This is a genomic window from Rhizobium lentis (assembly GCF_017352135.1).
GTDB classification, from domain to species: domain Bacteria; phylum Pseudomonadota; class Alphaproteobacteria; order Rhizobiales; family Rhizobiaceae; genus Rhizobium; species Rhizobium lentis.
On record NZ_CP071454.1, the window covers coordinates 3,537,190 to 3,561,177 of the forward strand.

A 23,988-nucleotide genomic window follows, 5' to 3' on the forward strand; every position below is an offset into this window, starting at 1 on the left:
CAGGGGACTATGGATTCTTTCTTTTCGACCTATGTCTGGCCGGCGATCATCATGATCGGTCAGTCGCTGCTGCTTCTCGTCTGCCTGCTCGTCTTCATCGCTTACGTTCTGCTTGCCGATCGCAAGATCTGGGCGGCCGTGCAGCTGCGTCGCGGCCCGAACGTCGTCGGCCCCTTCGGCCTGTTCCAGTCCTTCGCCGATCTTTTGAAATTCGTCTTCAAAGAGCCGATCATTCCGGCCGGCGCCAACAAGGCGGTGTTCCTGCTGGCTCCGCTGGTCACGGTGCTTCTGGCGCTGTCCACCTGGGCGGTGGTGCCGCTCGCCGATGGCTGGGTGATCGCCAACATCAATGTCGGCATCCTCTACATTTTCGCGATCTCCTCGCTCGAAGTCTATGGCATCATCATGGGTGGCTGGGCGTCGAACTCGAAGTATCCGTTCCTCGGAGCGCTGCGCTCGGCGGCACAGATGGTGTCCTATGAAGTCTCGATCGGCTTCGTCATCGTCACCGTGCTTCTCTGCGTCGGCTCGCTGAATCTGACCGATATCGTCAATGCACAGCACAATGGACTCGGCACCATGCTCGGCCTGCCGGCGTCGTTCCTCGACTGGCACTGGCTGTCGCTGTTCCCGATGTTCATCATCTTCTTCATCTCGGCGCTGGCCGAGACGAACCGTCCGCCCTTCGATCTTCCCGAAGCCGAATCGGAACTCGTCGCCGGCTTCATGGTCGAATACGGTTCCTCGCCATACATGATGTTCATGCTCGGCGAATATGCGGCCGTCTGCCTGATGTGCGCGCTGACGACGATCCTCTTCCTCGGCGGCTGGCTGCCTCCGGTCGATATCTGGATCCTCAACTGGGTCCCCGGCATCATCTGGTTCACGCTGAAGGCCTGCTTCGTGTTCTTCATGTTCGCGATGGTCAAGGCATTCGTTCCGCGCTACCGCTACGACCAGCTCATGCGCCTTGGTTGGAAGGTTTTCCTGCCGCTGTCGCTCGCCATGGTCATCATCGTTGCATTCGTGCTGAAACTGATGGGATGGGCGTAATGGTCTCAGCTCTCGTTTCCGGCAATATTGGAGGTTGAAGATGGCAAGCTTGTCCAGCTCCATCAACTCGCTGTTCCTCAAGGAATTCGTCGGCGCGTTCTTTCTGTCGATGCGCTATTTCTTCCGCCAGAAGGCGACGATCAACTATCCCTTCGAAAAGGGCCCGGTCTCCCCGCGCTTCCGCGGCGAGCATGCGTTGCGCCGTTATCCGAACGGCGAGGAACGCTGCATCGCCTGCAAGCTCTGCGAGGCGATCTGTCCTGCCCAGGCGATCACCATCGAGGCCGGTCCCCGCCGCAATGACGGCACGCGCCGGACGGTGCGCTACGATATCGACATGGTGAAGTGCATTTATTGCGGCTTCTGCCAGGAAGCTTGCCCGGTCGACGCAATCGTCGAAGGCCCGAATTTCGAATTTGCGACGGAAACCCGCGAAGAGCTCTATTTCGACAAGGCGCGCCTTCTCGACAATGGAGACCGGTGGGAGCGCGAAATCGCCCGCAACATCGCGATCGACTCGCCGTACCGCTGAACGAGATCTGAAATGCCGCGACGGAGCCGCTTGCTCCTGTCGCGGTCAATATGCACAAGAGCTTTGCCGGCGAGCGCCGCCAAAAGCTCTATCGGGCAGGGAAACTCCCGGCTGCCCGGGGGAAGATGAAAAAGGCACCAACATGGGTCTGCAGGCTCTATTTTTCTATCTTTTCGCCTTTGTCGCGGTGGCGTCGGCGTTCATGGTCATCTGGGCGAAGAACCCGGTTCACTCGGTTCTGTTCCTGATCCTGGTGTTCTTCAACGCGGCCGGCCTCTTCCTGCTGCTCGGCGCCGAATTCCTGGCGATGATCCTGCTCGTTGTCTATGTCGGCGCCGTCGCCGTTCTCTTCCTCTTCGTGGTGATGATGCTCGACATCGACTTCACCGAGCTGAGGGCAGGGGTGCTCGAATATGCGCCGATCGGCGGGCTGATCGGAGTGATCCTCGCAGCCGAACTGATCGTCGTCATCGGCGGCAGCGTCATTTCGCCCGACATCGCCAAATCAGTCGCCATGCCGATCCCGGCGCTCACCGAGCGCACCAATACGGCCGCCCTCGGCGACGTGCTCTACACCAACTACGTCTATTTCTTCCAGATCGCCGGTCTGGTGCTGCTGGTCGCCATGATCGGCGCGATCGTCCTGACGCTCCGGCACCGTACCAACATCAAGCGACAGAACATTTCCAGGCAGGTCGCCCGCACGCCCGCCACCGCCGTCGAGGTGGTGTCGGTCAAGCCCGGGCAGGGCGCCTAAAGGCAGGCAAGGAACAAGAACATGGTCATCGGTCTTTCCCACTACCTGACGGTCAGCGCCATCCTCTTCACGCTCGGCGTCTTCGGCATCTTCCTTAATCGGAAGAACGTCATCGTCATCCTGATGTCGGTCGAACTGATCCTGCTTGCCGTCAACATCAACATGGTCGCCTTCTCCTCCTTCCTGAACGACATCGTCGGGCAGGTCTTCGCGCTGTTCATCCTGACGGTGGCGGCTGCCGAAGCGGCGATCGGTCTTGCAATTCTCGTTGTCTTCTACCGCAACCGCGGTTCGATCGCGGTCGAAGACGTCAATATGATGAAGGGCTGAGTGGCTCATGTTCCTCTATAAGGCTATTGTCTTTCTTCCCTTGATCGGCGCGATCGTCGCCGGCCTTTTCGGCCGCGCCATCGGCGCCAAAGCTTCGGAATATGTCACTAGCGGCCTGATGATCATTGCCGCCATCCTCTCCTGGATCGTCTTCTTCAACGTGGGCATGGGCCATCTTGAAGGTGGACCGATCAAGGTCGAGGTGCTGCGCTGGATCCAGTCCGGCGGCATCGACGCCTCCTGGTCGCTGCGCGTGGATACGCTGACCTCCGTCATGCTGATCGTCGTCAACACGGTCTCGACGCTGGTTCACGTCTATTCGATCGGCTACATGCATACCGATCCGCACCGTCCGCGCTTCTTCGCCTACCTCTCGCTCTTCACCTTCGCCATGCTGATGCTGGTGACGGCAGACAACCTTGCCCAGATGTTCTTCGGCTGGGAAGGCGTCGGTCTTGCCTCCTATCTCCTGATCGGCTTCTGGTTCAAGAAGCCGTCGGCGACGGCGGCGGCGATGAAGGCCTTCATCGTCAACCGCGTCGGCGACTTCGGCTTCGTGCTCGGCATTGCCGGCGTCTTCGTGTTGTTCGGCTCGATCAACTTCGACACGATCTTCGCCAATGCATCGAACTTCGCTCCGCATGAAGGCGGCGGCGAGGCGAGCGAAGTGATCCTCAACCTCTTCGGTATGCAGCTTGACAAGGCGCATGCGTTGACCGGCATCTGCCTGCTGCTGTTCATGGGCGCCATGGGCAAGTCGGCGCAGTTCCTGCTGCACACCTGGCTGCCGGACGCGATGGAAGGTCCGACGCCGGTATCGGCCCTCATCCATGCCGCCACTATGGTCACCGCCGGCGTCTTCCTCGTCGCTCGCATGTCGCCGCTCTTCGAACTGTCGCACGATGCGCTTGTGGTCGTCACCGTCATCGGCGCGATCACCGCCTTCTTCGCGGCAACCGTCGGCCTCGTGCAAAACGACATCAAGCGCGTCATCGCCTATTCCACCTGCTCGCAGCTCGGCTACATGTTCGTGGCACTCGGAGTAGGGGCCTATGGCGCGGCAATCTTTCATCTCTTCACCCACGCCTTCTTCAAGGCGCTGCTCTTCCTCTGCGCCGGCTCAGTCATCCACGCCGTCGATGGCGAGCAGGACATGCGCTACATGGGTGGCCTTCGGCCGCACATCAAGGTGACGTTCTGGTTGATGATCATCGGCACGCTGGCGATCACCGGCGTCGGCATTCCCTTCACGCCGATCGGCTTTGCCGGCTTCTTCTCCAAGGACGTAATCATCGAGGCGACCTATGCATCGCACTCGCCGGTCGCGGGCTTTGCCTTCTCGCTTCTGGTCATTGCGGCTCTTTTCACGAGCTTCTATTCCTGGCGCCTGATCTTCATGACCTTTTTCGGCAAGCCGCGCGCTTCGCACGAGGTCATGCACCACGTCCACGAGTCGCCGCAGGTCATGCTGGTGCCGCTTTATCTGCTGGCGATCGGCGCCGTTCTGGCCGGCGTGATCTTCGAAGGCCGCTTCTACGGCGAGGAATATGCCGAGTTCTGGAAGGGGGCGCTGTTTACCGGCGCCGAGAACGAACTCGTCGAAGAGTTCCACCACGTGCCGGCGCTCGTGGCCTTGAGCCCCTTCATCGCCATGGTGCTCGGCTTCGTCACTGCCTGGTACATGTATATCCGCTCGCCGCAGACGCCGCGCGTCCTCGCCAAACAGCACCGCGTCCTCTACCACTTCCTGCTCAACAAGTGGTATTTCGACGAACTCTACGACTTCCTCTTCGTCCGCACGGCAAGGGCGCTTGGCCGCTTCCTGTGGAAGAAGGGTGACGTCGGCGTCATCGATACCTACGGCCCGAACGGTGTAGCCGCCCGCGTCGTCGCCGTCACCGATCGCGTGGTCCGCCTGCAGACCGGTTACCTCTATCACTATGCCTTCGCCATGCTGCTCGGCATTGCGGCGCTCGTTACCTGGATGATGCTCGGGAGTTCCTTCTGATGACCGATTGGCCTATTCTTTCAACGGTCACCTTCCTGCCGCTTGTCGGCGTGGTGCTCCTGCTCTTGATGAATGGCGACAGCGAAAGCGGTCGGAGGAACGTGCTGTGGATCTCGCTGATCACCACCGTCTTCACCTTCGTTGTGTCTCTCTTCATCTGGGTCGGCTTCGACAATGCCAATCCCGGCTTCCAGATGCTCGAAAAGCATGATTGGCTCGGCACCGGCATCGGTTACCACGTCGGCGTCGACGGCATTTCCATGCTGTTCGTCATTCTGTCGACCTTCCTCATGCCCTTCTGCGTGCTCGCGAGCTGGCTCTCGATCGAGAAGCGCCTGAAGGAATACATGATCGCCTTCCTCATCCTCGAAACGATGATGGTCGGCGTCTTCGTCTCGCTCGATATCGTGCTCTTCTACGTCTTCTTCGAAGCGGGCCTCATCCCGATGTTCCTGATCATCGGCGTCTGGGGCGGCAAGGACCGTGTTTATGCGAGCTACAAGTTCTTCCTCTATACGCTGCTCGGCTCGGTGCTGATGCTGCTCGCCATCATGGCGATGTACTGGCAGGCCGGCACGACCGACATCACCGCGTTGCTCGCCTACAAGTTCCCGCCGGCGCTCCAGACATGGCTCTGGCTTGCCTTCTTCGCCTCGTTCGCGGTGAAGATGCCGATGTGGCCGGTCCATACGTGGCTTCCCGATGCGCACGTTCAGGCGCCGACGGCAGGCTCGGTAATCCTGGCCGGCGTGCTCTTGAAGCTCGGCGGCTACGGTCTCATCCGCTTCTCGCTCGGCATGTTCCCCGTCGCTTCCGATTATTTCGCGCCGCTCGTCTTCGCCTTGTCGGTCATCGCCATCATCTACACCTCGCTGGTGGCGATGATGCAGGACGACATCAAGAAGCTGATCGCCTATTCCTCCGTCGCCCACATGGGCTACGTAACCATGGGCATCTTTGCCGCCAACATGCAGGGCGTCCAGGGGTCGATATTCCAGATGCTGTCGCACGGCATCGTCTCCGGCGCGCTCTTCCTCTGCGTCGGCGTCGTCTACGATCGGACCCACACCCGCGAGATCAACGCCTATGGCGGTCTCGTCAACAACATGCCGAAATATGCCGTCGCAATGATGGTCTTCACCATGGCCAATGTCGGCCTTCCCGGTACCTCTGGCTTTGTCGGCGAATTCCTGACGCTGATCGGCGTCTTCCGGGTCAACACCTGGGTCGCGCTCTTTGCCGCCACCGGCGTCATTCTCTCCGCAGCCTACGCGCTCTGGCTCTATCGCCGGGTGATCTTCGGCGCGCTGGAGAAGGAAAAGCTGAAGGCATTGCTCGATCTTTCGCCTCGCGAACAGCTGATCCTATATCCGCTGGTCGCGCTGACCATCCTCTTCGGCGTTTACCCGGCTCCGGTCTTCGATGCGACGGCCGCCTCGGTGGATCTGCTGGTCAACAACTACACGGCCGCCGTGCACGCAGCGCAGAATGTTGCGCTGTCTATGAATTGATGACGGGACTTATCGGACATGACCGCTGAAACAATTCTCCTCAGTCTGCATCTTTCCGCGCCGGAGCTTATCCTCGCGGTCGGCGCCCTGGTCCTGCTGATGGTCGGCGTCTTCTCGGGCGAGCGGTCAGGCCCCCTCGTTGCCGGCCTCGCCATCGGCCTGCTTCTGGCCGCCGGCCTGTGGCTGCTCTTCGTGCCCGCCGAAGGCCTTGCCTTTGGCGGCGTCTACATGGCCGACGGCTTCTCGCGCTTCATGAAGCTGGTGGCGCTCATCGGTTCGCTGGTCGCACTGTTCATGACGCTCGGCCACGCCCGTGAAAACCAGCTCGACAAGTTCGAGTTCCCGGTTCTACTGGTGCTTGCGACGCTCGGCATCCTGCTGATGATCTCGGCAAACGATCTGATCTCGCTCTATCTCGCGCTGGAATTGCAGTCGCTGGCGCTTTATGTCGTCGCGGCGATCAACCGCGACAGCCTGAAGTCGACGGAAGCCGGCCTGAAATATTTCGTCCTCGGCGCGCTGTCATCAGGCATGCTGCTCTATGGCATGTCGCTGGTCTATGGCTTCACCGGCCATACCCACTTCTCCGAAATCGCCCAGGCGCTTTCGGTCGAGGGCGCGCGTTCGCTCGGCCTCGTCTTCGGTCTCGTCTTCATCCTTGCCGGCATCGCCTTCAAGATTTCGGCGGTCCCCTTCCACATGTGGACGCCGGACGTTTATGAAGGCGCGCCGACGCCGGTCACCGCCTTCTTCGCCGCAGCCCCGAAGGTTGCCGCCATGGCAATGATGACCCGCATCGTCATCACCGCCTTCCAGCCGGTTCTGGCGGACTGGCAGCAGGTCGTCGTCTTCATCTCGATCGCCTCGATGCTGCTCGGCTCCTTTGCTGCGATCGGCCAGAAGAACATCAAGCGGCTGATGGCTTATTCGTCGATCGGCCACATGGGCTACGCGCTGGTCGGCCTGGCCGCCGGCAACCAGACCGGGGTTTCCGGCGTCATGCTTTACATGGTCATCTATATGATCATGACGCTCGGCACCTTTGCGATCATCATGTCGATGCGCCGTAAGGACGGCACCGTCGTCGAGGAGGTCAACGACCTGGCCGGCCTGTTCACAACCAACCCGTTCATGGCCGTGGTGCTGACGGCGCTGATGTTCTCGCTTGCCGGCATTCCGCCGCTCGCCGGCTTCTTCGCGAAATACTTCGTCTTCGTTGCCGCCATCGAGGCCAAGCTCTATGCGCTTGCCATTATCGGCGTTCTCGCATCGGTCGTCGGCGCTTACTACTATCTGCGCGTCATCAAGCTGATGTGGTTCGATGAGGCGACCGGCGAGTTCGCCCGTGTCTCCGGCGCGCTGCGCCTCGTCTTCGGTCTTTCCGGTCTCTTCGTCACCGCCTATGTTCTCATCGGCGGGCCGATCGGCGGTGCGGCAGAGCTTGCCGCCGCGACGCTCTTCTGATGGTCTCCGACAGGCGGCGCCGGATATCGCTCGGCGATTTCCGGCATGAGGCTCTGTCGGAAACATCATCCACCAACAGCGAATGCCTTGCCCGGGCCCGGGCAGGCGACGGCGGCAATCTCTGGATAACCGCCGAGAGGCAGACCGGCGGTCGCGGCCGTCGCGGTCGGCTCTGGGTTTCCGAACGCGGCAATCTCTACGCATCTCTTCTGCTGATCGACCCGGCGCCGATGGAGCGCCTCGGCTCCTTGCCGCTGGCGATTGCCGTTGCCGTGCACCAGGCGATCCGCAACGTCCTGCCGCCGGACGCCGAGCCGCTCGAGGTGAAATGGCCGAACGATATTCTCATCGGTAGAAAGAAGACCTGCGGCATCCTCGTCGAGGGAGAGGGGTTGCCGGATGGCCGTTACGCGCTGATCGTCGGCATCGGCATCAATGTTTCGGTCATGCCGGACAATCCGCTCTATCCCGTCACCTGCCTGCGCCAGCATGCGAGTGCCGCGTCGCCGGAAGAGCTCTTCGCCCATCTCTTCGCCGCAACGGCGGAAGTGCTTGAAATTTGGGACGACGGCCGCGGCATCGCTGAGATCACGGCGCGCTGGCGGGCGATCGCCTGCGGCATCGGTGAAAGGATCACGGTCAATTTACCGGACCGGTCGATTTCCGGACAATTCGCCGGGATTGATGATAATGGCTTGTTGATGCTCGATACCGGCGCTGGCAGGATAACGCCCATTGCCGCCGGTGATGTGTTTTTTGGATAGCGGAAAAAACGAAAATTATGGCGAAACAGGACGAACTGGTATTCCTGCCTTTGGGCGGCGTTGGCGAGATCGGCATGAATCTCGCTCTTTATGGGTACGGCCCGTCCGAGCATCGCCAGTGGATCATGGTCGATTGCGGCGTCACCTTTCCCGGGCCCGATCTGCCGGGTGTCGATCTGGTGCTGCCCGATATCCGCTTCCTCGCCAATGAGCGCAAGAACCTCAAGGCGATCATCATCACCCATGCGCATGAGGATCATTATGGCGCTCTCGCCGATCTCTGGCCCGGCCTCAACGTGCCGGTCTATGCCTCGGCCTTCACATCCGGTCTGCTCGAAGCCAAGCGCAATTTCGAGAAGGCGACGATTGGCGAAGTGCCGGTGACGCCGTTCAAGGCCGGCGACAGGATCAATGTCGGCCCCTTCAGCATCGAAGGCGTGGCCGTCAACCACTCGATCCCCGAGCCGATGTCGCTGATGATCCGCACACCCGCCGGCAATGTCATTCATACCGGCGATTGGAAGATCGACCACGAGCCCTCGCTCGGCCCCCTGACCGACGAAACGCGCTTCCGTCAGCTCGGCGATGAGGGCGTGCTGGCGCTGATGTGCGATTCCACCAATGCCCTGCGTGACGGTGTTTCGCCCTCCGAGAAGGATGTGTCGGAAAGCCTGCGCAAGATCATCGAGGACGCCGAGGGACGGGTGGCGATCACCACCTTCTCGTCGAATGTCGGTCGTATTCGCACCGTTGCCGAGGCTGCCGAGGCGGCGGGCCGCGAGGTTCTGCTGCTCGGTAGTTCGTTGAAGCGCGTCGTCGACGTCGCCCGCGATATCGGCCTGATGGAAGGCGTGAAGCCTTTCATCTCCGAGGAGGAATACGGCTATATCCCGCGCGACAAGGTCGTCGTCATCCTGACCGGGAGCCAGGGCGAGGCGCGGGCCGCCCTTGCCAAGCTTTCCCGCGACGAGATGCGCAACGTGGCCTTTGCCGCCGGCGATATCGTCGTGTTTTCCTCGCGCCCCATTCCCGGCAACGAGAAGGCGATCCAGGACATCAAGAACGGCCTCGTCGAGCAGGGTGTGCATATCATCACCGATACCGAGGCGCTGGTCCACGTGTCCGGCCATCCGCGCCGCAATGAGTTGCAGCGGATGTACGAATGGACGCGGCCGAAGATTGTGGTGCCGGTGCATGGCGAGGCGACACATCTGACGGCGCACAAGGAGCTTGCCGAGCAATCCGGCATCGCGGTCGTGCCGCGCGTGCGCAATGGCGATATTCTGCGGTTGGCTCCCGGTCCCGTCGAGGTGATCGGTGAGGCGCCGCACGGCCGCATCTACAAGGACGGCGCGCTGATTGGCGATTTCGACGAGATGGGGATCGGCGAGCGCAAGAAGCTCTCTTATGTCGGCCACGTCGCGGTCAACGTCGTGCTCGACGCCCGTTATGATATCGTCGGTGATCCCGATCTGGTTTCGATCGGCCTGCCGGTCTATGACGACGAGGGCGAGGAGATGGAAGATACGCTTTTCGACGCGGCGATCAGCGCCATCGAGAGCATTCCGCGCGCCCGCCGCAAGGATATCGACATGGTCCAGGAGGCGGTGCGCCGCGCCATCCGCGCAGCCGCGAACCAGACCTGGGGCAAGAAGCCCCTCGTCACCGCCTTCGTCACCAAGGTCTGACATGCTCGGCCGGGTGAACCATATCGCTATCGCCGTTCCCGATCTCACGGCAGCGGCCGCGGCCTACCGAGACAGACTAGGGGCCACGGTCTCGCAGCCGCAAGCTCTGCCGGAGCACGGCGTCACTGTCGTCTTCGTCGAATTGCCGAACACCAAGGTGGAGTTGCTGCAGCCGCTCGGTGAGAATTCGCCGATCGCCGCCTTCCTCGACAAGAACCCGTCCGGCGGCATGCACCATATCTGCTATGAGGTGGACGACATCCTTTTCGCCCGCGACCGGTTGGTCGAAACCGGCGCGCGGGTACTCGGCGACGGCCAGCCGAAGACCGGTGCGCATGGCAAGCCGGTGCTGTTTCTGCATCCCAAGGATTTCTTCGGCACGCTGATCGAACTCGAACAGGCCTGAGGGCGCTGCGGCAGAGTGACCCGAAGGCGGCGAAACGCTCCCTTGGCTTTGAGTTCGTCGTCATTCCGCCGTATAAGGTCGCCATTCAAACGGCAGGGCGTCCGAAGGCTCCTGTCGGCACGACACCACCGGGAACTACAATGCTCCAGATCTTTCTCCAGGGATTTGCCGTCTACTTCATCATCTGGTGGATGACGCTTTTCGCCGTTCTGCCGATCGGCTTGCGCACGCAGGCGGAAGATAACGACATCGTGCTCGGCACCGTTCCGAGTGCGCCAACCCGGTTTCGCGCCCTCTTCGTCTTTTCGCTGACGACGCTGATTTCGGCCGTGATCTACGGCTTTTGGTATGTGTGCGACACCTATTTCGGCTGGGGCTTCGATGCCCTTCCACAATTAGGGCCTAGCTTCTATTGAGTGGTAGCTTTTGCTCAAACTTTGAGCAGATGTAAATCCGGCCCGTCGGCTTCTTTCATCCGGCTGTCATGTTCTTACGGCAAAGAGCTGCCGTAACGGAATGAGCGATCATTTCCTTTACGGAAGCCATCCGGTCGTTGGAAGACGAGGGAGCCGAAAAGCCAAAAAAAAACAAGGCTAAAAGCCTTGTTTTAAGTATCGCGTGATCTGTAACCGTTGCCGGGGCTGCGACGAGCGCGCCTAAGATCTGATCCTCCCAAGACTTGACCGCGAATACGGCAGGAATTTAGCTTCCTGCCTGTTTTGTGAGCTAAAGCTAGCTCAAAGATTGGGCTTTGTCATTAGCTTTTTTTGCATTTTTGCTACACTCTAGCAAAATTTTTCTGTTGACAAGATTTTCGTTCAAGTCCTTATAAACACGCGTTTTTTCACGCCCTTTTATTGTGCGGACGCGAACATGCGTATCCGGGAAGTGGCCGACGCCAGTTGCGGGTTTCCTTCCTGCCGCGAAGCGGCTATGAACGCTCCCATATCGATGATTGCCTTCGATTCCGCCGGCCGGCGGGATCTCAACTGCTCCGGAATCCGCCATGCGTCTGTCCCGCTTCTTCATGCCCATCCTCAAGGAAAACCCCAAGGAGGCGGAAATCGTCTCCCACCGGCTGATGCTGCGCGCCGGCATGATCCGCCAGCAGTCGCAGGGCATCTATTCCTGGCTGCCGCTCGGCAAGAAGGTGTTGGATAAGGTCAACACCATTATCCGTGAGGAGCAGAACCGCGCCGGCGCCATCGAGCTCTCGATGCCGACGCTGCAGTCGGCCGAACTCTGGCAGGAAAGCGGCCGCTACGATGCTTACGGCAAGGAGATGCTGCGCATCAAGGACCGCCAGGACCGGCCGATGCTCTACGGTCCGACGAACGAGGAGATGGTGACGGATATTTTCCGTTCATCGGTCAAATCCTATAAGGACCTGCCGCTCAATCTCTATCACATCCAGCTGAAGTTCCGCGACGAGATCCGCCCGCGCTTCGGCACCATGCGCTCGCGCGAATTCATGATGAAGGATGCCTATTCCTTCGATCTGACGCGCGAAGGGGCGGAGCATTCATACAACAAGATGTTCGCCGCCTATCTCAGAACCTTCGACCGGCTCGGCCTGCGCGCCATCCCGATGCGCGCCGATACCGGTCCCATTGGCGGCAATCTCAGCCATGAATTCATCATCCTCGCCGATACCGGCGAATCCGAGGTTTTCTGCCACAAGGATTTCGTCGGCTTCGACATCCCGGGCGCGAACACCGATTTCGACAGCGTCGAGGGCCTGAAGGCGATCTTCGACAAGTGGACCTCGCTTTATGCGGCTACTTCGGAAATGCACGACGAGGCGGCCTTCAACGCCGTTCCCGAAGGCGACCGGCTTTCGGCGCGTGGTATCGAAGTTGGCCACATCTTCTATTTCGGCACGAAATATTCCGAACCAATGGGCGCGAAAGTGCAGGGGCCCGATGGCAAGGAACACTTCGTTCATATGGGTTCCTACGGTATCGGCCCGACACGCCTTGTTCCCGCCATCATCGAAGCATCGCATGATGAGAACGGAATCATCTGGCCGGCGTCGGTTGCACCTTTCGATGTCGTCGTCATCAACATGAAGGCGGGCGATGAGGCCTGCGACGACACCTGCGAGCTGATCTACGCCGCGCTGACCAAGGCCGGCAAGGATGTGCTCTACGACGATACCGACGATCGGGCCGGCACGAAGTTCGCGACCGCCGACCTGATCGGCGTACCCGTCCAGATCATCGCCGGTCCGCGCGCGGTCGCGAACGGCGAGATCGAAGTGAAGGACCGCAAGACCGGCGCCCGCGAAACGATGACCATCGAAGCGGCGATCAACAGGTTCGTGGCTTAAGGAAACGGAGGCGAAATGGCAGAGGCAGCAGTGGACCGGAGTTCTACATCCGGCTTGGGTCCGGCTGGCAGGCCATTTTCCACCTTCGAACGCCTCGTGGCGTGGCGTTATCTGCGCGCCCGCCGCAAGGAAGCCTTCATATCGGTGATCGCCGGCTTCTCCTTCGTCGGCATCATGCTCGGCGTCGCGACGCTGATCATCGTCATGGCGGTCATGAATGGCTTCCGCACCGAGCTTGTCTCGCGCATCCTCGGCATCAACGGCCATATGATCGTCCAGCCGGTCGACGGCCCCTTCATCGATTATCCCGACCTCGCGAGCAAGCTCGCCGCCGTACCCGGTGTCAAGATGGCGCTGCCCTTGGTGGAGGGCCAGGTGCTTGCCTCGGCTCAGGCTGGCGGCAGCACCGGCGCTTTGGTGCGCGGCGCCCGCGCCGAGGATCTGACCACGCTCAAGACAATCTCCGGGAACATCAAATCCGGCGACTTGGTGGGCTATGCCTCCGGCGAAGGTGTGCTGATCGGCACCCGCATGGCCGACCAGCTCGGTCTGCGTGTCGGCGACCTCATTACGCTGACGTCGCCGGATGGAGACATCACGCCGATGGGCGTCAGCCCGCGCGTCAAGTCCTACAAGATCTCCGGCCTGTTCGAGATCGGCATGTCGGAATACGACTCCTCGATCATTTTCATGCCGCTCGAGGAAGCGCAGCTCTATTTCAATGCCGAGGGGCTGGTGCAATCGATCGAGCTCTTCGTCGACAATCCCGACGATATCGATGCTCTGAGGCCCAAGGTGGAGGAGGCGGCTGGCCGCCAGATCGCTATCACCGACTGGCGCCAGCGCAACCAGACCTTCTTTTCGGCGCTGCAGGTCGAGCGCAACGTCATGTTCATGATCCTGACGCTGATCGTGCTTGTCGCGGCGCTGAACATCATTTCTGGCCTCATCATGCTGGTGAAGGACAAGGGCAGCGATATCGCCATCCTGCGCACCATGGGCGCCAGCGCCGGCGCGATCATGCGCATCTTCTTCATGACCGGGGCGGCGATCGGCATCGTCGGCACCGTTGCCGGCGTTCTTCTCGGCGTTCTCGTCTGCGTTAACATCGAATCTGTCCGCCAGTTCTTCTCCTGGATATCGGGCACCGTCCTCTTCAATCCGCAGGTCTATTTCCTCAGCCAATTGCCGGCCGAAATGGATCTCAGCGAAACGATCTCGATCGTCGTCATGGCGCTGACGCTCTCCTTCATTGCGACCATTTTCCCCGCCTGGCGTGCCTCAAAGCTCGATCCGGTGCAGGCCCTGCGCTACGAATAAGGAATGCCGCCTTCATGCAACGCAACGTCGTTCTCAAGCTTACCGGCGTCGAGCGCCATTACGGGCAGGGCGATACGCTGCTCCCGATCCTGAAGGGCGCGGATTTTTCGATATCGAAAGGCGAAATCGTCGCGCTTGTCGCCCCCTCCGGCACCGGCAAGTCGACATTGCTGCATGTCGCCGGCCTGCTGGAGCATCCGGACGGTGGCGAAGTCACCATCAACGGGCGTGCCTGTGACGGCCTGAGCGACGATAAACGCACCGCGATCCGCCGCAGCGAAATCGGCTTCGTCTACCAGTTTCACCACCTGCTGCCGGAATTCTCGGCGCTTGAAAACATCATGATGCCGCAACTGATTGCCGGGCTTTCCTGGAAGGAAGCCGGAGAGCGGGCCGGCCAGCTTCTCGATTATATGCGCATCGGCCATCGCGGCGCCCATCGCCCGGGCGAGCTTTCCGGCGGCGAGCAGCAGCGCGTTGCGATCGCCCGCGCCGTCGCCAATGCGCCGGCCCTGCTTCTCGCCGACGAGCCGACCGGCAATCTCGACCCGGAAACGGCAAGCTACGTCTTCGACGCGCTGGAGGCGCTGGTGCGCCAGTCCGGCCTTGCCGCCCTCATCGCTACCCACAATCACGAACTCGCCCGCCGCATGGATCGGCGCGTGACGATCTCAGATGGCAAGGTCGTCGATTTCTGACGGTCAACAAATTTCCGGTAGTGCCTATGGCTGCTCCTCAACTTAACCTGCCTTGTGGCTTGCCCCTCACCCTAACCCTTACCGGGGGTCGAGCCACTGGTCTCGATCCGTCTTGTAGACCCCGTAAACGGGGCGAGGGGACGTGCCTTGCGAGAGGTACGCGAGTAACGGAGAGGTCGCGGCTATCACCCTTCGCCCCGTTTGCGAGGAGAAGGTGGCGGCAGCCGGATGAGGGCTGATCTCGCCGACTTACTCTCGCACATTGTGCACCCAATCCACGTTATTTACCGGAAGGCAGCGCCCTGCGATCAGGGGATGATCAACCCGCCGCGATAGTCGAGCATATAGGCCTTCCGGCCGTCGACCATGATGCATTCGTGGCCGCTGAACCGGTTGCAGTCGCCGTCGCTGCGGTCGATGTAGCGGCCGAACGGATGATCGAATTCCATTCCGCCGAGAAACCGGCCCTGCCGATACATGGCTGAAAGCGCAGCCATGATCACCGCTCCGGCTGCTCTACCGTCGATGAGATCGGGCGCAATGACGCAGCCGAAATAGTTCATCGCCCAGACGGGCTCGTCGGCAAGCCACACGACCTCCTGTCCGGCGAAATCAGTGCCACCGAAATAACTGTCGAGATAACGCCACGCGCCGCGTTCATAGCCGATATCGTGCGCGCCCGACCGGCAGGGCAGGCGCGGCACGCCGCCGCCGACATAGGTTGCGGCTTTGGCCTCCACGATAAATTCGTTCAGCGTTGCGCTATCGGGCATTTCTCTCTCCTGACTGATCCGGTCGAGATATAGCAGGGTTCCAAGAACATAAGAAGAACAAACGGTGGGGGCGATCGACCATTTTTGGGAGCTTGCCCTTCAGGCCGCGTCTCCCGTGAAACAAGAACACAGCAGCATTCTGAGTTGCGATCAGGCGTGTCTTGGCCGACCCGGCGGCATCGGAACGCGAGCTCGGCCGATTCGGAACATCATTCCCCCGTGATTTTCGAAACTCAAGAAGGGAGGAAAAGATTCCTGTTGACAGCGGAACACAGCTGGAACAAAGTGAAAACATAACGAGTAAAGGAGAGCCAGATGACTGACATGATCCGTGATATCGCAGCATTCACCTCCATCGCAATGTTCGTTGCTAGCTTTTCGCTGATCGTCATCGCGCTCTAAAATTTCAGGGGATCGCATGGCTGCCATGCGGTTCGGACGCGGGACTTCTTCTGGACATCATCGCCCTCTATGCCGACAATGCGGCCGATTCATTCGGGTGGTTGGGAAGGCATGTCATGGCGGATACGGCAAAGGCTTCTACAGTTGAAGCGATCGGCGGCACGCCCGGTTTCATTCACCTGAGGGTCCATTCGGCCTACTCGCTTCTCGAGGGTGCCCTGCCGCTGAAGAAGATCCTCTACAAAGCGAGCGGCGACAGCCAGCCGGCAATCGCCATTACCGACACCAACAATCTTTTTGTCGCGCTCGAATTCTCGCAGAAGGCGATGGACGAGGGCCTGCAGCCGATCATTGGCTGCCAGGTTTCGATCGATATGGAAGACGGGTTGGAAACGGAAAAGCGCGGCGGCCAGCAGGCGCTGGTCAAGCTGCCGTCGATCGTTCTTCTTGCCGCGACGGAGGCCGGTTACGAACGGCTGGTCGATCTCGTCAGTCGCGCCTATCTCGGCGGCGAAGGCAACCAGGCCGTCCATATCCGCGCCTCCTGGCTGGAAGAGGCGGGTACCGAGGGTCTGATCGCCTTGACCGGTGCATCGACCGGGCCCGTCGACACGGCGATCAAAGAAGGCCATTCCACTCAGGTGGAAGCCCGGTTGCTGCTGCTGAAGCATCTCTTCGGGGATAGGCTCTATGTCGAGTTGCAGCGGCACGGCACCTATGACAGGCGGCATGAGCAGAAGGTCGTCGCGCTCGCCTATGCCCACGATCTGCCGCTGGTTGCGACCAACGAGGCCTTCTTCCCGACCAGGGACGATTACGACGCCCACGATGCGCTGATGGCGGTCGCCCACAATGCCATCGTTTCCGACGACAGCCGTTTTCGCCTGACGCCCGATCACTACCTGAAGAGCCGAGCGGAAATGGCCAAGCTCTTTGCCGATCTGCCGGAAGCGCTGGAGAATACGATCGAGATCGCGAAGCGCTGCTCTTTCGTGCTGAAGACCAGAAAGCCGATTCTGCCGCGCTTCACCGGTGCGACCGACGATGCCGAGGAGGCCGAACGCGCCGAGGCGGGCGAACTGCGCCGCCAAGCGGTCGAGGGGCTGGAAATGCGGCTTGCGACGCTCGGCATGTCGCCCGGTTACGAGGAGAAGGATTATCGCGAACGGCTCGAATTCGAGCTCAGCGTCATCGAACGCATGCGCTTTCCCGGCTACTTCCTGATCGTTGCCGACTTCATCAAATGGGCCAAGCAGCACGACATCCCCGTCGGTCCCGGCCGTGGTTCGGGTGCCGGTTCTCTAGTCGCCTATGCCTTGACGATCACCGACGTCGATCCCTTGCGTTTTTCGCTGCTCTTCGAGCGCTTCCTCAATCCCGAACGCGTCTCGATGCCGGACTTCGACATCGACTTCTGCCAGGACCGCCGCGAAGAGGTGATCCGTTACGTCCAGGCCAAATATGGCCGCGAGCAGGTGGCGCAGATCATCACCTTCGGTTCGCTGCAGGCGCGCGCAGCCCTTCGCGATGTCGGCCGCGTGTTGGAAATGCCCTACGGCCAGGTCGACAAGATCTGCAAGCTCGTACCGAACAATCCGGCCAATCCGACGCCGCTTTCGAAAGCGATCGAGGAGGAGCCGAAGCTGCAGGAGGAGGCGGCGAAAGAACCGGTCGTCGCGCGGCTGCTCGACATTGCCCAGAAGATCGAAGGTCTCTATCGCCATGCCTCGACGCATGCCGCCGGCATCGTCATCGGCGACCGTCCGCTGTCCAAGCTGGTCCCGATGTATCGCGATCCGCGCTCCGACATGCCGGTCACCCAGTTCAACATGAAGTGGGTGGAGCAGGCGGGCCTCGTCAAGTTCGACTTCCTCGGCTTGAAGACCCTGACGGTGCTGAAGGTTGCCGTCGATTTCGTCGCCAAGCGCGGCATCAATGTCGATCTCGCCGCCATTCCTCTCGACGACAAGAAGACCTATGAGATGCTGTCGCGCGGCGAAACGGTCGGCGTGTTCCAGGTGGAAAGCGCCGGCATGCGCAAGGCACTGATCGGCATGAAGCCGGACTGCATCGAGGACATTATCGCCCTGGTGGCGCTCTACCGTCCGGGACCGATGGAGAACATCCCGACCTACAATGCCCGCAAGCACGGCGACGAAGAGCTGGAATCGATCCATCCGATGATCGACCACCTGCTCAAGGAAACGCAAGGTGTCATCGTCTACCAGGAACAGGTGATGCAGATCGCCCAGGTGCTCTCAGGCTATTCGCTTGGTGAAGCCGACCTTTTGCGCCGCGCCATGGGCAAGAAGATCAAGGCCGAGATGGACCAGCAGCGCGAGCGCTTCGTCGATGGCGCCGTGAAGAACGGCGTGTCGAAGCCGCAGGCCGACAATATCTTCGAACTGCTGGCGAAGTTCGCCAATTACGGCTTCAACAAGTCGCATGCCGCCGCCTACGCCATCGTCTCCTACCAGACGGCCTATATGAAGGCGCATTATCCGGTCGAGTTCCTCGCCGCCTCGATGACGCTCGATATGTCGAATACGGAAAAGGTCAATGATTTCCGCCAGGACGCCAAGCGCCTCGGCATCGAGGTGATCGCGCCTTCGGTGCAGACCTCCTTCCGCCACTTCGAGACCGGCGACAACCGCATCTACTATGCGTTGGCGGCCCTTAAGGGTGTCGGCGAATCCGCCGTCGACCATATTGTCGAGGTGCGCGGCGACAAGCCCTTTGCCGGGATAGAGGATTTCTGCCTGCGCATCGATCCGCGCCAGGTCAACCGCCGCGTGCTCGAAAGCCTGATCTATGCCGGCGCCTTCGATTGTTTCGGCACGGACCGCGCCCAGCTCGCCGCCGGCCTCGACCGCATCCTCGGCTATGCCCAGCGCGCCCAGGAAAACAAGCTGAGCGGCCAGTCGGACATTTTCGGCAGCACACTGACGTCGGGGCCTGAAAAGATCGCTCTGCCGCCGTTTTCGCCCTGGCTCGCTTCGGAGCGGCTGCTCAAGGAATTCCAGGTGCTGGGCTTCTATCTCACCGCCCATCCGCTCGATTCCTACAACAACATCCTGCAGAAGATGCGGGTGCAGACCTTTGCTGAATTCTCCGCGGCGATCAAACAGGGCGCATCCAATGCGCGCCTTGCCGGCACGGTCATCTCGAAGCAGGAGCGAAAGACCCGCACCGGCAACAAGATGGGCATCATCGTCTTTTCGGATTCGTCGGGCCAGTTCGAGGCCGTACTGTTTTCGGAAATGCTGAACCAGTACCGCGACATGCTGGAGTCCGGAAAATCCTTCCTGCTGACGGCGACCGGCGAGGAACGGCCGGAGGGTATCGGCCTGCGCATCCAGACGATCCAGTCGCTGGAGGAAAAGTCGCTGCAGATGCAGAAGGCGCTGCGCGTTTATATCAGAGATTCCGGCCCGCTGAAAATGGTTGCCCGCCACCTGAACGCCAAGGGTGATGGCCTGGTGTCCTTCATCGTCATCAAGGAGGAAGGCAAGCGCGAGGTCGAAGTGGCGCTGCCGGATAAATACCGCATCACGCCGGAGATCGCCGCCGCCCTTCGCGCGGCCCCCGGCGTCGTCGACGTCGAGCTTGTCTGATTGGGGCGCCGAGAATAGCAGCGCGTGACACAAAAGGCCTAAAGCGGCTCACATAGCGCCAGTTTATGCGACGCGCATCACCCGCGGGTGATGGTGATGAAATCCGTGCCTTCGCCAGTCTCCCGGCCGATGCCGGTATCGGAGATCGTCAGCGTCGAGCCGGGCGCGATCAGCGCGTCGATCCGTCGGCGGGTCTCGTCGGGGATCGCGATGCGGCTTAGCGAACGGGCAATTGGCTTGCCTGAGACGATCGAGCTTTCCTGTGCGGTGATGCCGAGCTGCTTCATCGTCTCGCGAGAGAGGTTGTTCGCAAGCGTCACACCCAGCCAATCAGCCGTGCCGGCCTTTTCATCGACCGCATGCAGCGTGAAGAAATGCGTGCCGAGCGCCAATTCCGGATCGGCGATCGTCACCGGCGCCTCGAAGACCGGTTTGAACGCCTTCCGCACCATGATGACGCCGTTCGGTGGCTCGCCCTTGCCGGCCGCTGCATAGACGGCTTTCAGCAGCCTGTCGGAGATCAGATTCCTGTCGCCGGCAAATTCCGTCGGCCGCAGCGTTTTGAACGCATTGATCGCCTGAACGGTCGCCGGGCCGAGCAGACCGTCCGGATCACCGGCCGAAAAGCCGAGCTGATTGAGAAGGGTTTGGATGTCGATCACCGTCTCGCGCAGCGTGCGGCGTGTGATGAGCATGCTGATCGGCTCGGACGGTGGCTTGGCGTCCGGAGCTGCAACCGGCATCGGCATCGCGACCGTGTCGTTCATCGCCACCTGTACAGGCGCCTCGGGGCTGTCGGGCATAGAGGGCCGCAGCTCGACATCCGAAAGCAGAGGCATCGCCGTTGGCGAGTCTGGATGGAAAAGATTGAGATGGTCGATCGGCTGCGGCGCCAGCTCGCCATCGCTGATGATGACGGGGATCCCGGCGTCGGTCATTCCATAAAGCATCTTTGCGAAGGCGCCGGGCATCCGCACACAGCCATGCGAAGCTGGATAGCGCGGCACCGAATTGGATTCGTGCAGCGCGATGCCGGACCAGGTCAGCCGCTGCATGAAAGGCATCGGCGCGTTCGAATAGATGTTGGATTCATGGTACTTCTGCTTCTCGATGACGGAGAAGATGCCGCTCGGCGTCGTATGGCCGTCCTTGCCTGTCGAAACCTTCGAGGTCGCCACGACCTCGGTGCCGTCATAGACGGCGAGCGACTGCTTGTTCTTGGAGACGAAGATCTGCAGCGTGCGTGTATCCGCGGCAAAAGCAGGGTGCACGAGTGCGGTGGCCGACAGCAAGCCGAGGCCGAAGACGAGACGCGAGACCATGATACCCAACCATACGCAATACTGGTCCGGCACATTATGGGACGAAGTTTAAGGAAGATTTTAAAGCCCGGACTGTGCGCCGGCCTCACGCTTTAGTGATCACGCTTGCCGCTGCCGAACGTATAGCCGGTCTCGACCGTGTTCTTGCCGAACTTGTCGCGCAGCTTGTCCATCGCCGCTTCGGCCGCCGCCCGCCGGCCCGATTGCCGGTCGATGAGATCGGGCGGATCGGCGCGGGCGGCATCGCCGAGATCGGTAACGCCGATGCCGAGCAGGCGGAATTTCGTGCCGTCCGTTTCCTTTTCGAGAAGTTCGAGCCCGATGCGGAAGATCCTGTCGGCAAGCTGGGTCGGGTCTTCGAGCTTGCGGTTGCGGGTGCGCAACTTGAAGTCGGCGCTCTTCAGCTTCAGGACCACGGTCTGGCCGGCAATATCGTTTTTCTTCAGCCGCCAGGAAACCTTTTCGGAAAGGTTGCGCAGGATCGGCACGAGATCGTCATGGCGTGAGATGTCGTCGAAGAAGGTCGTCTCGGCCGAAACGCTCTTGGCCGCATCGTTGAGATGCACCTCACGGTCGTCGATGCCGCGCGAGAGCCGGGCGAGCCGCTGGCCGATGCTACCATAGCGGCGCATCAGGTCGTTCTCCTCCATTTGCTGCAACTGGCCGATCGTGCGGATGCCGTCCGCCTCCAGCGTCGCTGCGAAGGCCTTGCCGACGCCCCAGATCGTGGTGACCGGACGCGGTGCCAGGAATTCCACCGCTTCTTCACGGCCGATGACGGAAAAGCCGCGCGGTTTCTGCAGGTCGGAGGCAACCTTGGCGAGGAATTTGCAATATGAAAGCCCGACCGAGACGGTGATGCCGATCTCCTTTTCGACGCGTCGCGCGAATTTGGCGAGCGTGCGCGCCGGCGGGTCGTGATGCAATCTCTCGGTGCCGCCAAGTTCCAGGAAGGCTTCGTCGATCGACAGCGGCTGCACCAGCGGCGTCAGATCCTGCATCAGCGCGCGCACCTGGCGCCCGACCCGGACATATTTCTCCATGTCCGGGCGGATGACGACAGCCTGGGGGCATGCCTCCAGGGCCTTGAACATCGGCATTGCCGAACGCACGCCGTGGATGCGGGCGATATAGCAGGCAGTGGAGACGACACCGCGTTTGCCGCCGCCGATGATGACGGGCTTATCGGCAAGTTCGGGATTGTCGCGCTTCTCGACCGCCGCGTAGAAGGCGTCGCAATCGATATGCGCCAGTGTCAGTGCATAGAGCTCGCGATGGCGCACCAGACGCGGACTGCCGCAGGCCAGGCAGCGACGCGCCTCGCCCTTCTGCTCGGCAAGGCAGTCGCGACAGAAGCCGGGTGTCTTGTCAGGCGCGGGCATCATGGTGAGAACAAAGGTTGAACGTGGCGACACTACGCCTTAAGCTTGCGAGTCACAAGAGAGGGGCAGAGCTTTGCCTTTGGATAACGATCTTCGTTTCGAACCGGTGACGGCAGAACGGTGGGGCGACTTCGAAACTTTGTTCGGCCCACAGGTGGCTTTTTATAATTGCTGGTGCGTCGCGCTGCGCTTGCCGCATTCGGTGAGGACGGCGATGACGCCGGATGAGCGCAAGGCGCATATGCGGGAACGGATCGAGGCGGGGCCGCCGCCGGGAATCCTCTGTTATGCCGATGGCGGGCCGGTCGCCTGGGTGCAGGTCGGACCGCGCCACGACGTGCCGCAGTTCAATTCGCCGCGCACAGTCTCGCGGCCGCTGGAGGAGGACGATGCGCGTGATCCCTCGATCTGGGCCATCAGCTGCTTTTTTCTGCTGCCCAAACTGCGCGGCAGGCGAATGAGCCATCGTCTGCTTGCCGGTGCGATCGATTATGCCCGGCGTCAGGGAGCGCGGCTGCTCGAAGCTTGCCCGATCGACCATGTGAAGCAGTCGAAATCGGTGACGCTCTGCATCGGCTCGACGGCAATCTTCGACGCAGCCGGTTTCGAGACGATTGCCAGACGCAAGGACGGCCGTCCGCTCATGCGGCTGGAGCTGCGCGATTGAACGTGCCGGAACGGAAATGTGCGTCGATCAGCTCGGCCGCATGCGCCCAGTCGGAGGCGCGGGTGATGTCGTCGGCCGCCGCCGGTGCGAAACGATGGACGGGCGAGTCCGGCATCAGGTGAATGAGCAGGCAATCGGCCACGTGTTCCCTAACGGAATGCAGATTGTGCGCCATATCGTCTATGAAGGCGATGGGAAAGGAGCGGCTGGCATGCAGCGCATGGACGATCGGCCCCTTGGGTTGTTCGCTGGCAAGCAGCGGAAAGAGCAGGCCGGCGCTGTCCAGCAGGCGGCGGCGGTGATCCTGGAACCGTGGCGGCATCGCCGTCAGGAAAAGGATATCGGCCGCCTGCGAAAGCCGGCCGAGTGTTTCGACGACGCGGTCCACCGGCGTCTGCCACAGCTCCTGCGCTTCGAAAAACTCTTCGATCAGCCGGCTGACCTGTTGGGCCCCGATCTCCGTGCCGTCCGCTTTCGAGACAATGTTGCCGTGAAGCCGGAACGATCGCGGCAGGAACTCGTGACCCAGGCTTTGCAGAAAGAGCTGGAAGGGATCGATAAACCCCAGCACGACATCGTCGACGTCGCAGACGATCAGCGGCCGCTCGCCGAGGCGGATATGCGAAATATCGAGCTCGGCCACGCTCAATATTCCCCCGAATCGAGACCGGGCGAGGAGAAATGCCGCCAGGCGGCGGTCACCGTCTCAGGGCTGAGGCCGCTCGCCGTGCAGAAGGCCATCGCCGTCGGTTCATGGTTCATCAGGAAGTCCATCATGCCTGAGAGAAATCCCGGATCGTTCACCGCGTTGCGCACTTGGCTTGGCGCCACACCGGTGAGCGCGAGGAAGCGGCCGAACATGTCGGGGTCACCGGCAAGCCAGCCGAGCACGGCGATCGCCGTCTCATGCGGGTCGGCTGCCTGTTGTTTCGAAGTCTTGAAGTTGCTTTGCATTTCGAGGGGTAAGT

Annotated in this window: 22 protein-coding genes; 16 read left to right on the forward strand and 6 right to left on the reverse strand. The window is 61.0% G+C overall.

The window, feature by feature from the left end; translation table 11 throughout:
• Positions 1-9: 9 nt before the first annotated feature.
• The 11 genes from nuoH (at position 10) to J0663_RS17030 (ending at position 10,929) form a co-directional block, all read left to right on the forward strand.
• Positions 10-1,053, forward strand: a complete 1,044-nt coding sequence (nuoH, locus tag J0663_RS16980; protein ID WP_207241451.1) for an NADH-quinone oxidoreductase subunit NuoH — start codon at positions 10-12, stop codon at positions 1,051-1,053.
• A 40-nt stretch (positions 1,054-1,093) separates the two neighbouring features.
• On the forward strand, positions 1,094-1,585 hold the full coding sequence (nuoI, locus tag J0663_RS16985) for an NADH-quinone oxidoreductase subunit NuoI (protein ID WP_008521873.1): 492 nt from the start codon (positions 1,094-1,096) through the stop codon (positions 1,583-1,585).
• A 142-nt stretch (positions 1,586-1,727) separates the two neighbouring features.
• Positions 1,728-2,342, forward strand: a complete 615-nt coding sequence (locus tag J0663_RS16990; RefSeq protein ID WP_207241452.1) for an NADH-quinone oxidoreductase subunit J — start codon at positions 1,728-1,730, stop codon at positions 2,340-2,342.
• A 21-nt stretch (positions 2,343-2,363) separates the two neighbouring features.
• Positions 2,364-2,672, forward strand: a complete 309-nt coding sequence (gene nuoK / locus J0663_RS16995; protein WP_003587269.1) for an NADH-quinone oxidoreductase subunit NuoK — start codon at positions 2,364-2,366, stop codon at positions 2,670-2,672.
• A gap of 7 nt (positions 2,673-2,679) precedes the next feature.
• Positions 2,680-4,680, forward strand: coding sequence for an NADH-quinone oxidoreductase subunit L (gene nuoL / locus J0663_RS17000; protein WP_207241457.1), 2,001 nt, complete (start codon positions 2,680-2,682; stop codon positions 4,678-4,680).
• Positions 4,680-6,191, forward strand: a complete 1,512-nt coding sequence (locus J0663_RS17005) for an NADH-quinone oxidoreductase subunit M (protein ID WP_207241458.1) — start codon at positions 4,680-4,682, stop codon at positions 6,189-6,191. Before nuoL ends, J0663_RS17005 begins: the two co-directional genes overlap by 1 nt.
• Positions 6,192-6,209: 18 nt before the next feature.
• Complete coding sequence (nuoN, locus tag J0663_RS17010; protein WP_207241460.1) at positions 6,210-7,655, forward strand: NADH-quinone oxidoreductase subunit NuoN; 1,446 nt, start codon at positions 6,210-6,212, stop codon at positions 7,653-7,655.
• Positions 7,655-8,419, forward strand: a complete 765-nt coding sequence (locus J0663_RS17015) for a biotin--[acetyl-CoA-carboxylase] ligase (RefSeq protein WP_207241462.1) — start codon at positions 7,655-7,657, stop codon at positions 8,417-8,419. The genes nuoN and J0663_RS17015 overlap by 1 nt, the downstream gene beginning before the upstream one ends.
• Before the next feature lie 17 nt (positions 8,420-8,436).
• Positions 8,437-10,107 carry a ribonuclease J gene (locus tag J0663_RS17020; protein WP_207241463.1) on the forward strand — a complete coding sequence of 557 codons (1,671 nt, stop codon included), beginning with the start codon at positions 8,437-8,439 and terminating at the stop codon, positions 10,105-10,107.
• 1 nt (position 10,108) lies between these two features.
• Complete coding sequence (gene mce, locus J0663_RS17025; protein WP_207241468.1) at positions 10,109-10,513, forward strand: methylmalonyl-CoA epimerase; 405 nt, start codon at positions 10,109-10,111, stop codon at positions 10,511-10,513.
• 140 nt (positions 10,514-10,653) lie between these two features.
• Positions 10,654-10,929, forward strand: coding sequence for a DUF1467 family protein (locus J0663_RS17030; protein WP_207241469.1), 276 nt, complete (start codon positions 10,654-10,656; stop codon positions 10,927-10,929).
• A gap of 316 nt (positions 10,930-11,245) precedes the next feature.
• Here the strand turns inward: J0663_RS17030 and J0663_RS17035 are convergent, their stop codons facing one another.
• Positions 11,246-11,521, reverse strand: coding sequence for a hypothetical protein (locus J0663_RS17035; protein WP_207244571.1), 276 nt, complete (start codon positions 11,519-11,521; stop codon positions 11,246-11,248).
• On the opposite strand from J0663_RS17035, the gene proS reads away from it, so the two are divergent.
• The 3 genes from proS to J0663_RS17050 are packed head-to-tail and all read left to right on the forward strand — an operon-like array spanning position 11,520 to position 14,860.
• On the forward strand, positions 11,520-12,842 hold the full coding sequence (gene proS, locus J0663_RS17040; protein ID WP_207241475.1) for a proline--tRNA ligase: 1,323 nt from the start codon (positions 11,520-11,522) through the stop codon (positions 12,840-12,842). The two genes, J0663_RS17035 and proS, sit on opposite strands and share 2 nt — an antisense overlap.
• Positions 12,843-12,857: 15 nt before the next feature.
• Entirely contained in the window at positions 12,858-14,162 is a 1,305-nt protein-coding gene (locus J0663_RS17045; protein ID WP_207241482.1) for a lipoprotein-releasing ABC transporter permease subunit, read from the forward strand.
• Between the two features lie 14 nt (positions 14,163-14,176).
• Positions 14,177-14,860, forward strand: a complete 684-nt coding sequence (locus J0663_RS17050) for an ABC transporter ATP-binding protein (RefSeq protein WP_207241484.1) — start codon at positions 14,177-14,179, stop codon at positions 14,858-14,860.
• 308 nt (positions 14,861-15,168) lie between these two features.
• On the opposite strand, the gene J0663_RS17055 is transcribed toward J0663_RS17050, so the two are convergent.
• Positions 15,169-15,633, reverse strand: a complete 465-nt coding sequence (locus J0663_RS17055) for a DUF5680 domain-containing protein (RefSeq protein ID WP_207241497.1) — start codon at positions 15,631-15,633, stop codon at positions 15,169-15,171.
• 518 nt (positions 15,634-16,151) lie between these two features.
• On the opposite strand from J0663_RS17055, the gene dnaE reads away from it, so the two are divergent.
• Entirely contained in the window at positions 16,152-19,649 is a 3,498-nt protein-coding gene (gene dnaE, locus J0663_RS17060; RefSeq protein ID WP_207241506.1) for a DNA polymerase III subunit alpha, read from the forward strand.
• Positions 19,650-19,726: 77 nt separating this feature from the next.
• Here dnaE and J0663_RS17065 read toward each other — a convergent pair whose 3' ends face one another.
• Both J0663_RS17065 and J0663_RS17070 read right to left on the reverse strand, forming a co-directional pair.
• Complete coding sequence (locus tag J0663_RS17065) at positions 19,727-20,971, reverse strand: L,D-transpeptidase family protein (RefSeq protein ID WP_207241513.1); 1,245 nt, start codon at positions 20,969-20,971, stop codon at positions 19,727-19,729.
• A 92-nt stretch (positions 20,972-21,063) separates the two neighbouring features.
• A complete protein-coding gene (locus J0663_RS17070) occupies positions 21,064-22,356 on the reverse strand; it encodes a DNA polymerase IV (protein WP_207244527.1) in 1,293 nt (430 codons plus the stop codon).
• A 76-nt stretch (positions 22,357-22,432) separates the two neighbouring features.
• On the opposite strand from J0663_RS17070, the gene J0663_RS17075 reads away from it, so the two are divergent.
• Positions 22,433-23,020, forward strand: a complete 588-nt coding sequence (locus J0663_RS17075; RefSeq protein ID WP_207241514.1) for a GNAT family N-acetyltransferase — start codon at positions 22,433-22,435, stop codon at positions 23,018-23,020.
• On the opposite strand, the gene J0663_RS17080 is transcribed toward J0663_RS17075, so the two are convergent.
• Positions 22,995-23,669, reverse strand: coding sequence for a hypothetical protein (locus tag J0663_RS17080; protein ID WP_259666298.1), 675 nt, complete (start codon positions 23,667-23,669; stop codon positions 22,995-22,997). The two genes, J0663_RS17075 and J0663_RS17080, sit on opposite strands and share 26 nt — an antisense overlap.
• Entirely contained in the window at positions 23,666-23,974 is a 309-nt protein-coding gene (locus tag J0663_RS17085; RefSeq protein WP_207241516.1) for a DUF3572 domain-containing protein, read from the reverse strand. The genes J0663_RS17080 and J0663_RS17085 overlap by 4 nt, the downstream gene beginning before the upstream one ends.
• Positions 23,975-23,988 lie beyond the last annotated feature (14 nt).

Bases quoted from the DNA above. Each gene is read 5' to 3' on its own strand.
- nuoH (WP_207241451.1), top strand. From the start codon at position 10: ATGGATTCTTTCTTTTCGACCTATGTCTGGCCGGCGATCATCATGATC.
- nuoI (WP_008521873.1), top strand. From the start codon at position 1,094: ATGGCAAGCTTGTCCAGCTCCATCAACTCGCTGTTCCTCAAGGAATTC.
- J0663_RS16990 (WP_207241452.1), top strand. From the start codon at position 1,728: ATGGGTCTGCAGGCTCTATTTTTCTATCTTTTCGCCTTTGTCGCGGTG.
- nuoK (WP_003587269.1), top strand. From the start codon at position 2,364: ATGGTCATCGGTCTTTCCCACTACCTGACGGTCAGCGCCATCCTCTTC.
- nuoL (WP_207241457.1), top strand. From the start codon at position 2,680: ATGTTCCTCTATAAGGCTATTGTCTTTCTTCCCTTGATCGGCGCGATC.
- J0663_RS17005 (WP_207241458.1), top strand. From the start codon at position 4,680: ATGACCGATTGGCCTATTCTTTCAACGGTCACCTTCCTGCCGCTTGTC.
- nuoN (WP_207241460.1), top strand. From the start codon at position 6,210: ATGACCGCTGAAACAATTCTCCTCAGTCTGCATCTTTCCGCGCCGGAG.
- J0663_RS17015 (WP_207241462.1), top strand. From the start codon at position 7,655: ATGGTCTCCGACAGGCGGCGCCGGATATCGCTCGGCGATTTCCGGCAT.
- J0663_RS17020 (WP_207241463.1), top strand. From the start codon at position 8,437: ATGGCGAAACAGGACGAACTGGTATTCCTGCCTTTGGGCGGCGTTGGC.
- mce (WP_207241468.1), top strand. From the start codon at position 10,109: ATGCTCGGCCGGGTGAACCATATCGCTATCGCCGTTCCCGATCTCACG.
- J0663_RS17030 (WP_207241469.1), top strand. From the start codon at position 10,654: ATGCTCCAGATCTTTCTCCAGGGATTTGCCGTCTACTTCATCATCTGG.
- proS (WP_207241475.1), top strand. From the start codon at position 11,520: ATGCGTCTGTCCCGCTTCTTCATGCCCATCCTCAAGGAAAACCCCAAG.
- J0663_RS17035 (WP_207244571.1), bottom strand. From the start codon at position 11,521: ATGGCGGATTCCGGAGCAGTTGAGATCCCGCCGGCCGGCGGAATCGAA.
- J0663_RS17045 (WP_207241482.1), top strand. From the start codon at position 12,858: ATGGCAGAGGCAGCAGTGGACCGGAGTTCTACATCCGGCTTGGGTCCG.
- J0663_RS17050 (WP_207241484.1), top strand. From the start codon at position 14,177: ATGCAACGCAACGTCGTTCTCAAGCTTACCGGCGTCGAGCGCCATTAC.
- J0663_RS17055 (WP_207241497.1), bottom strand. From the start codon at position 15,633: ATGCCCGATAGCGCAACGCTGAACGAATTTATCGTGGAGGCCAAAGCC.
- dnaE (WP_207241506.1), top strand. From the start codon at position 16,152: ATGGCGGATACGGCAAAGGCTTCTACAGTTGAAGCGATCGGCGGCACG.
- J0663_RS17065 (WP_207241513.1), bottom strand. From the start codon at position 20,971: ATGGTCTCGCGTCTCGTCTTCGGCCTCGGCTTGCTGTCGGCCACCGCA.
- J0663_RS17070 (WP_207244527.1), bottom strand. From the start codon at position 22,356: ATGATGCCCGCGCCTGACAAGACACCCGGCTTCTGTCGCGACTGCCTT.
- J0663_RS17085 (WP_207241516.1), bottom strand. From the start codon at position 23,974: ATGCAAAGCAACTTCAAGACTTCGAAACAACAGGCAGCCGACCCGCAT.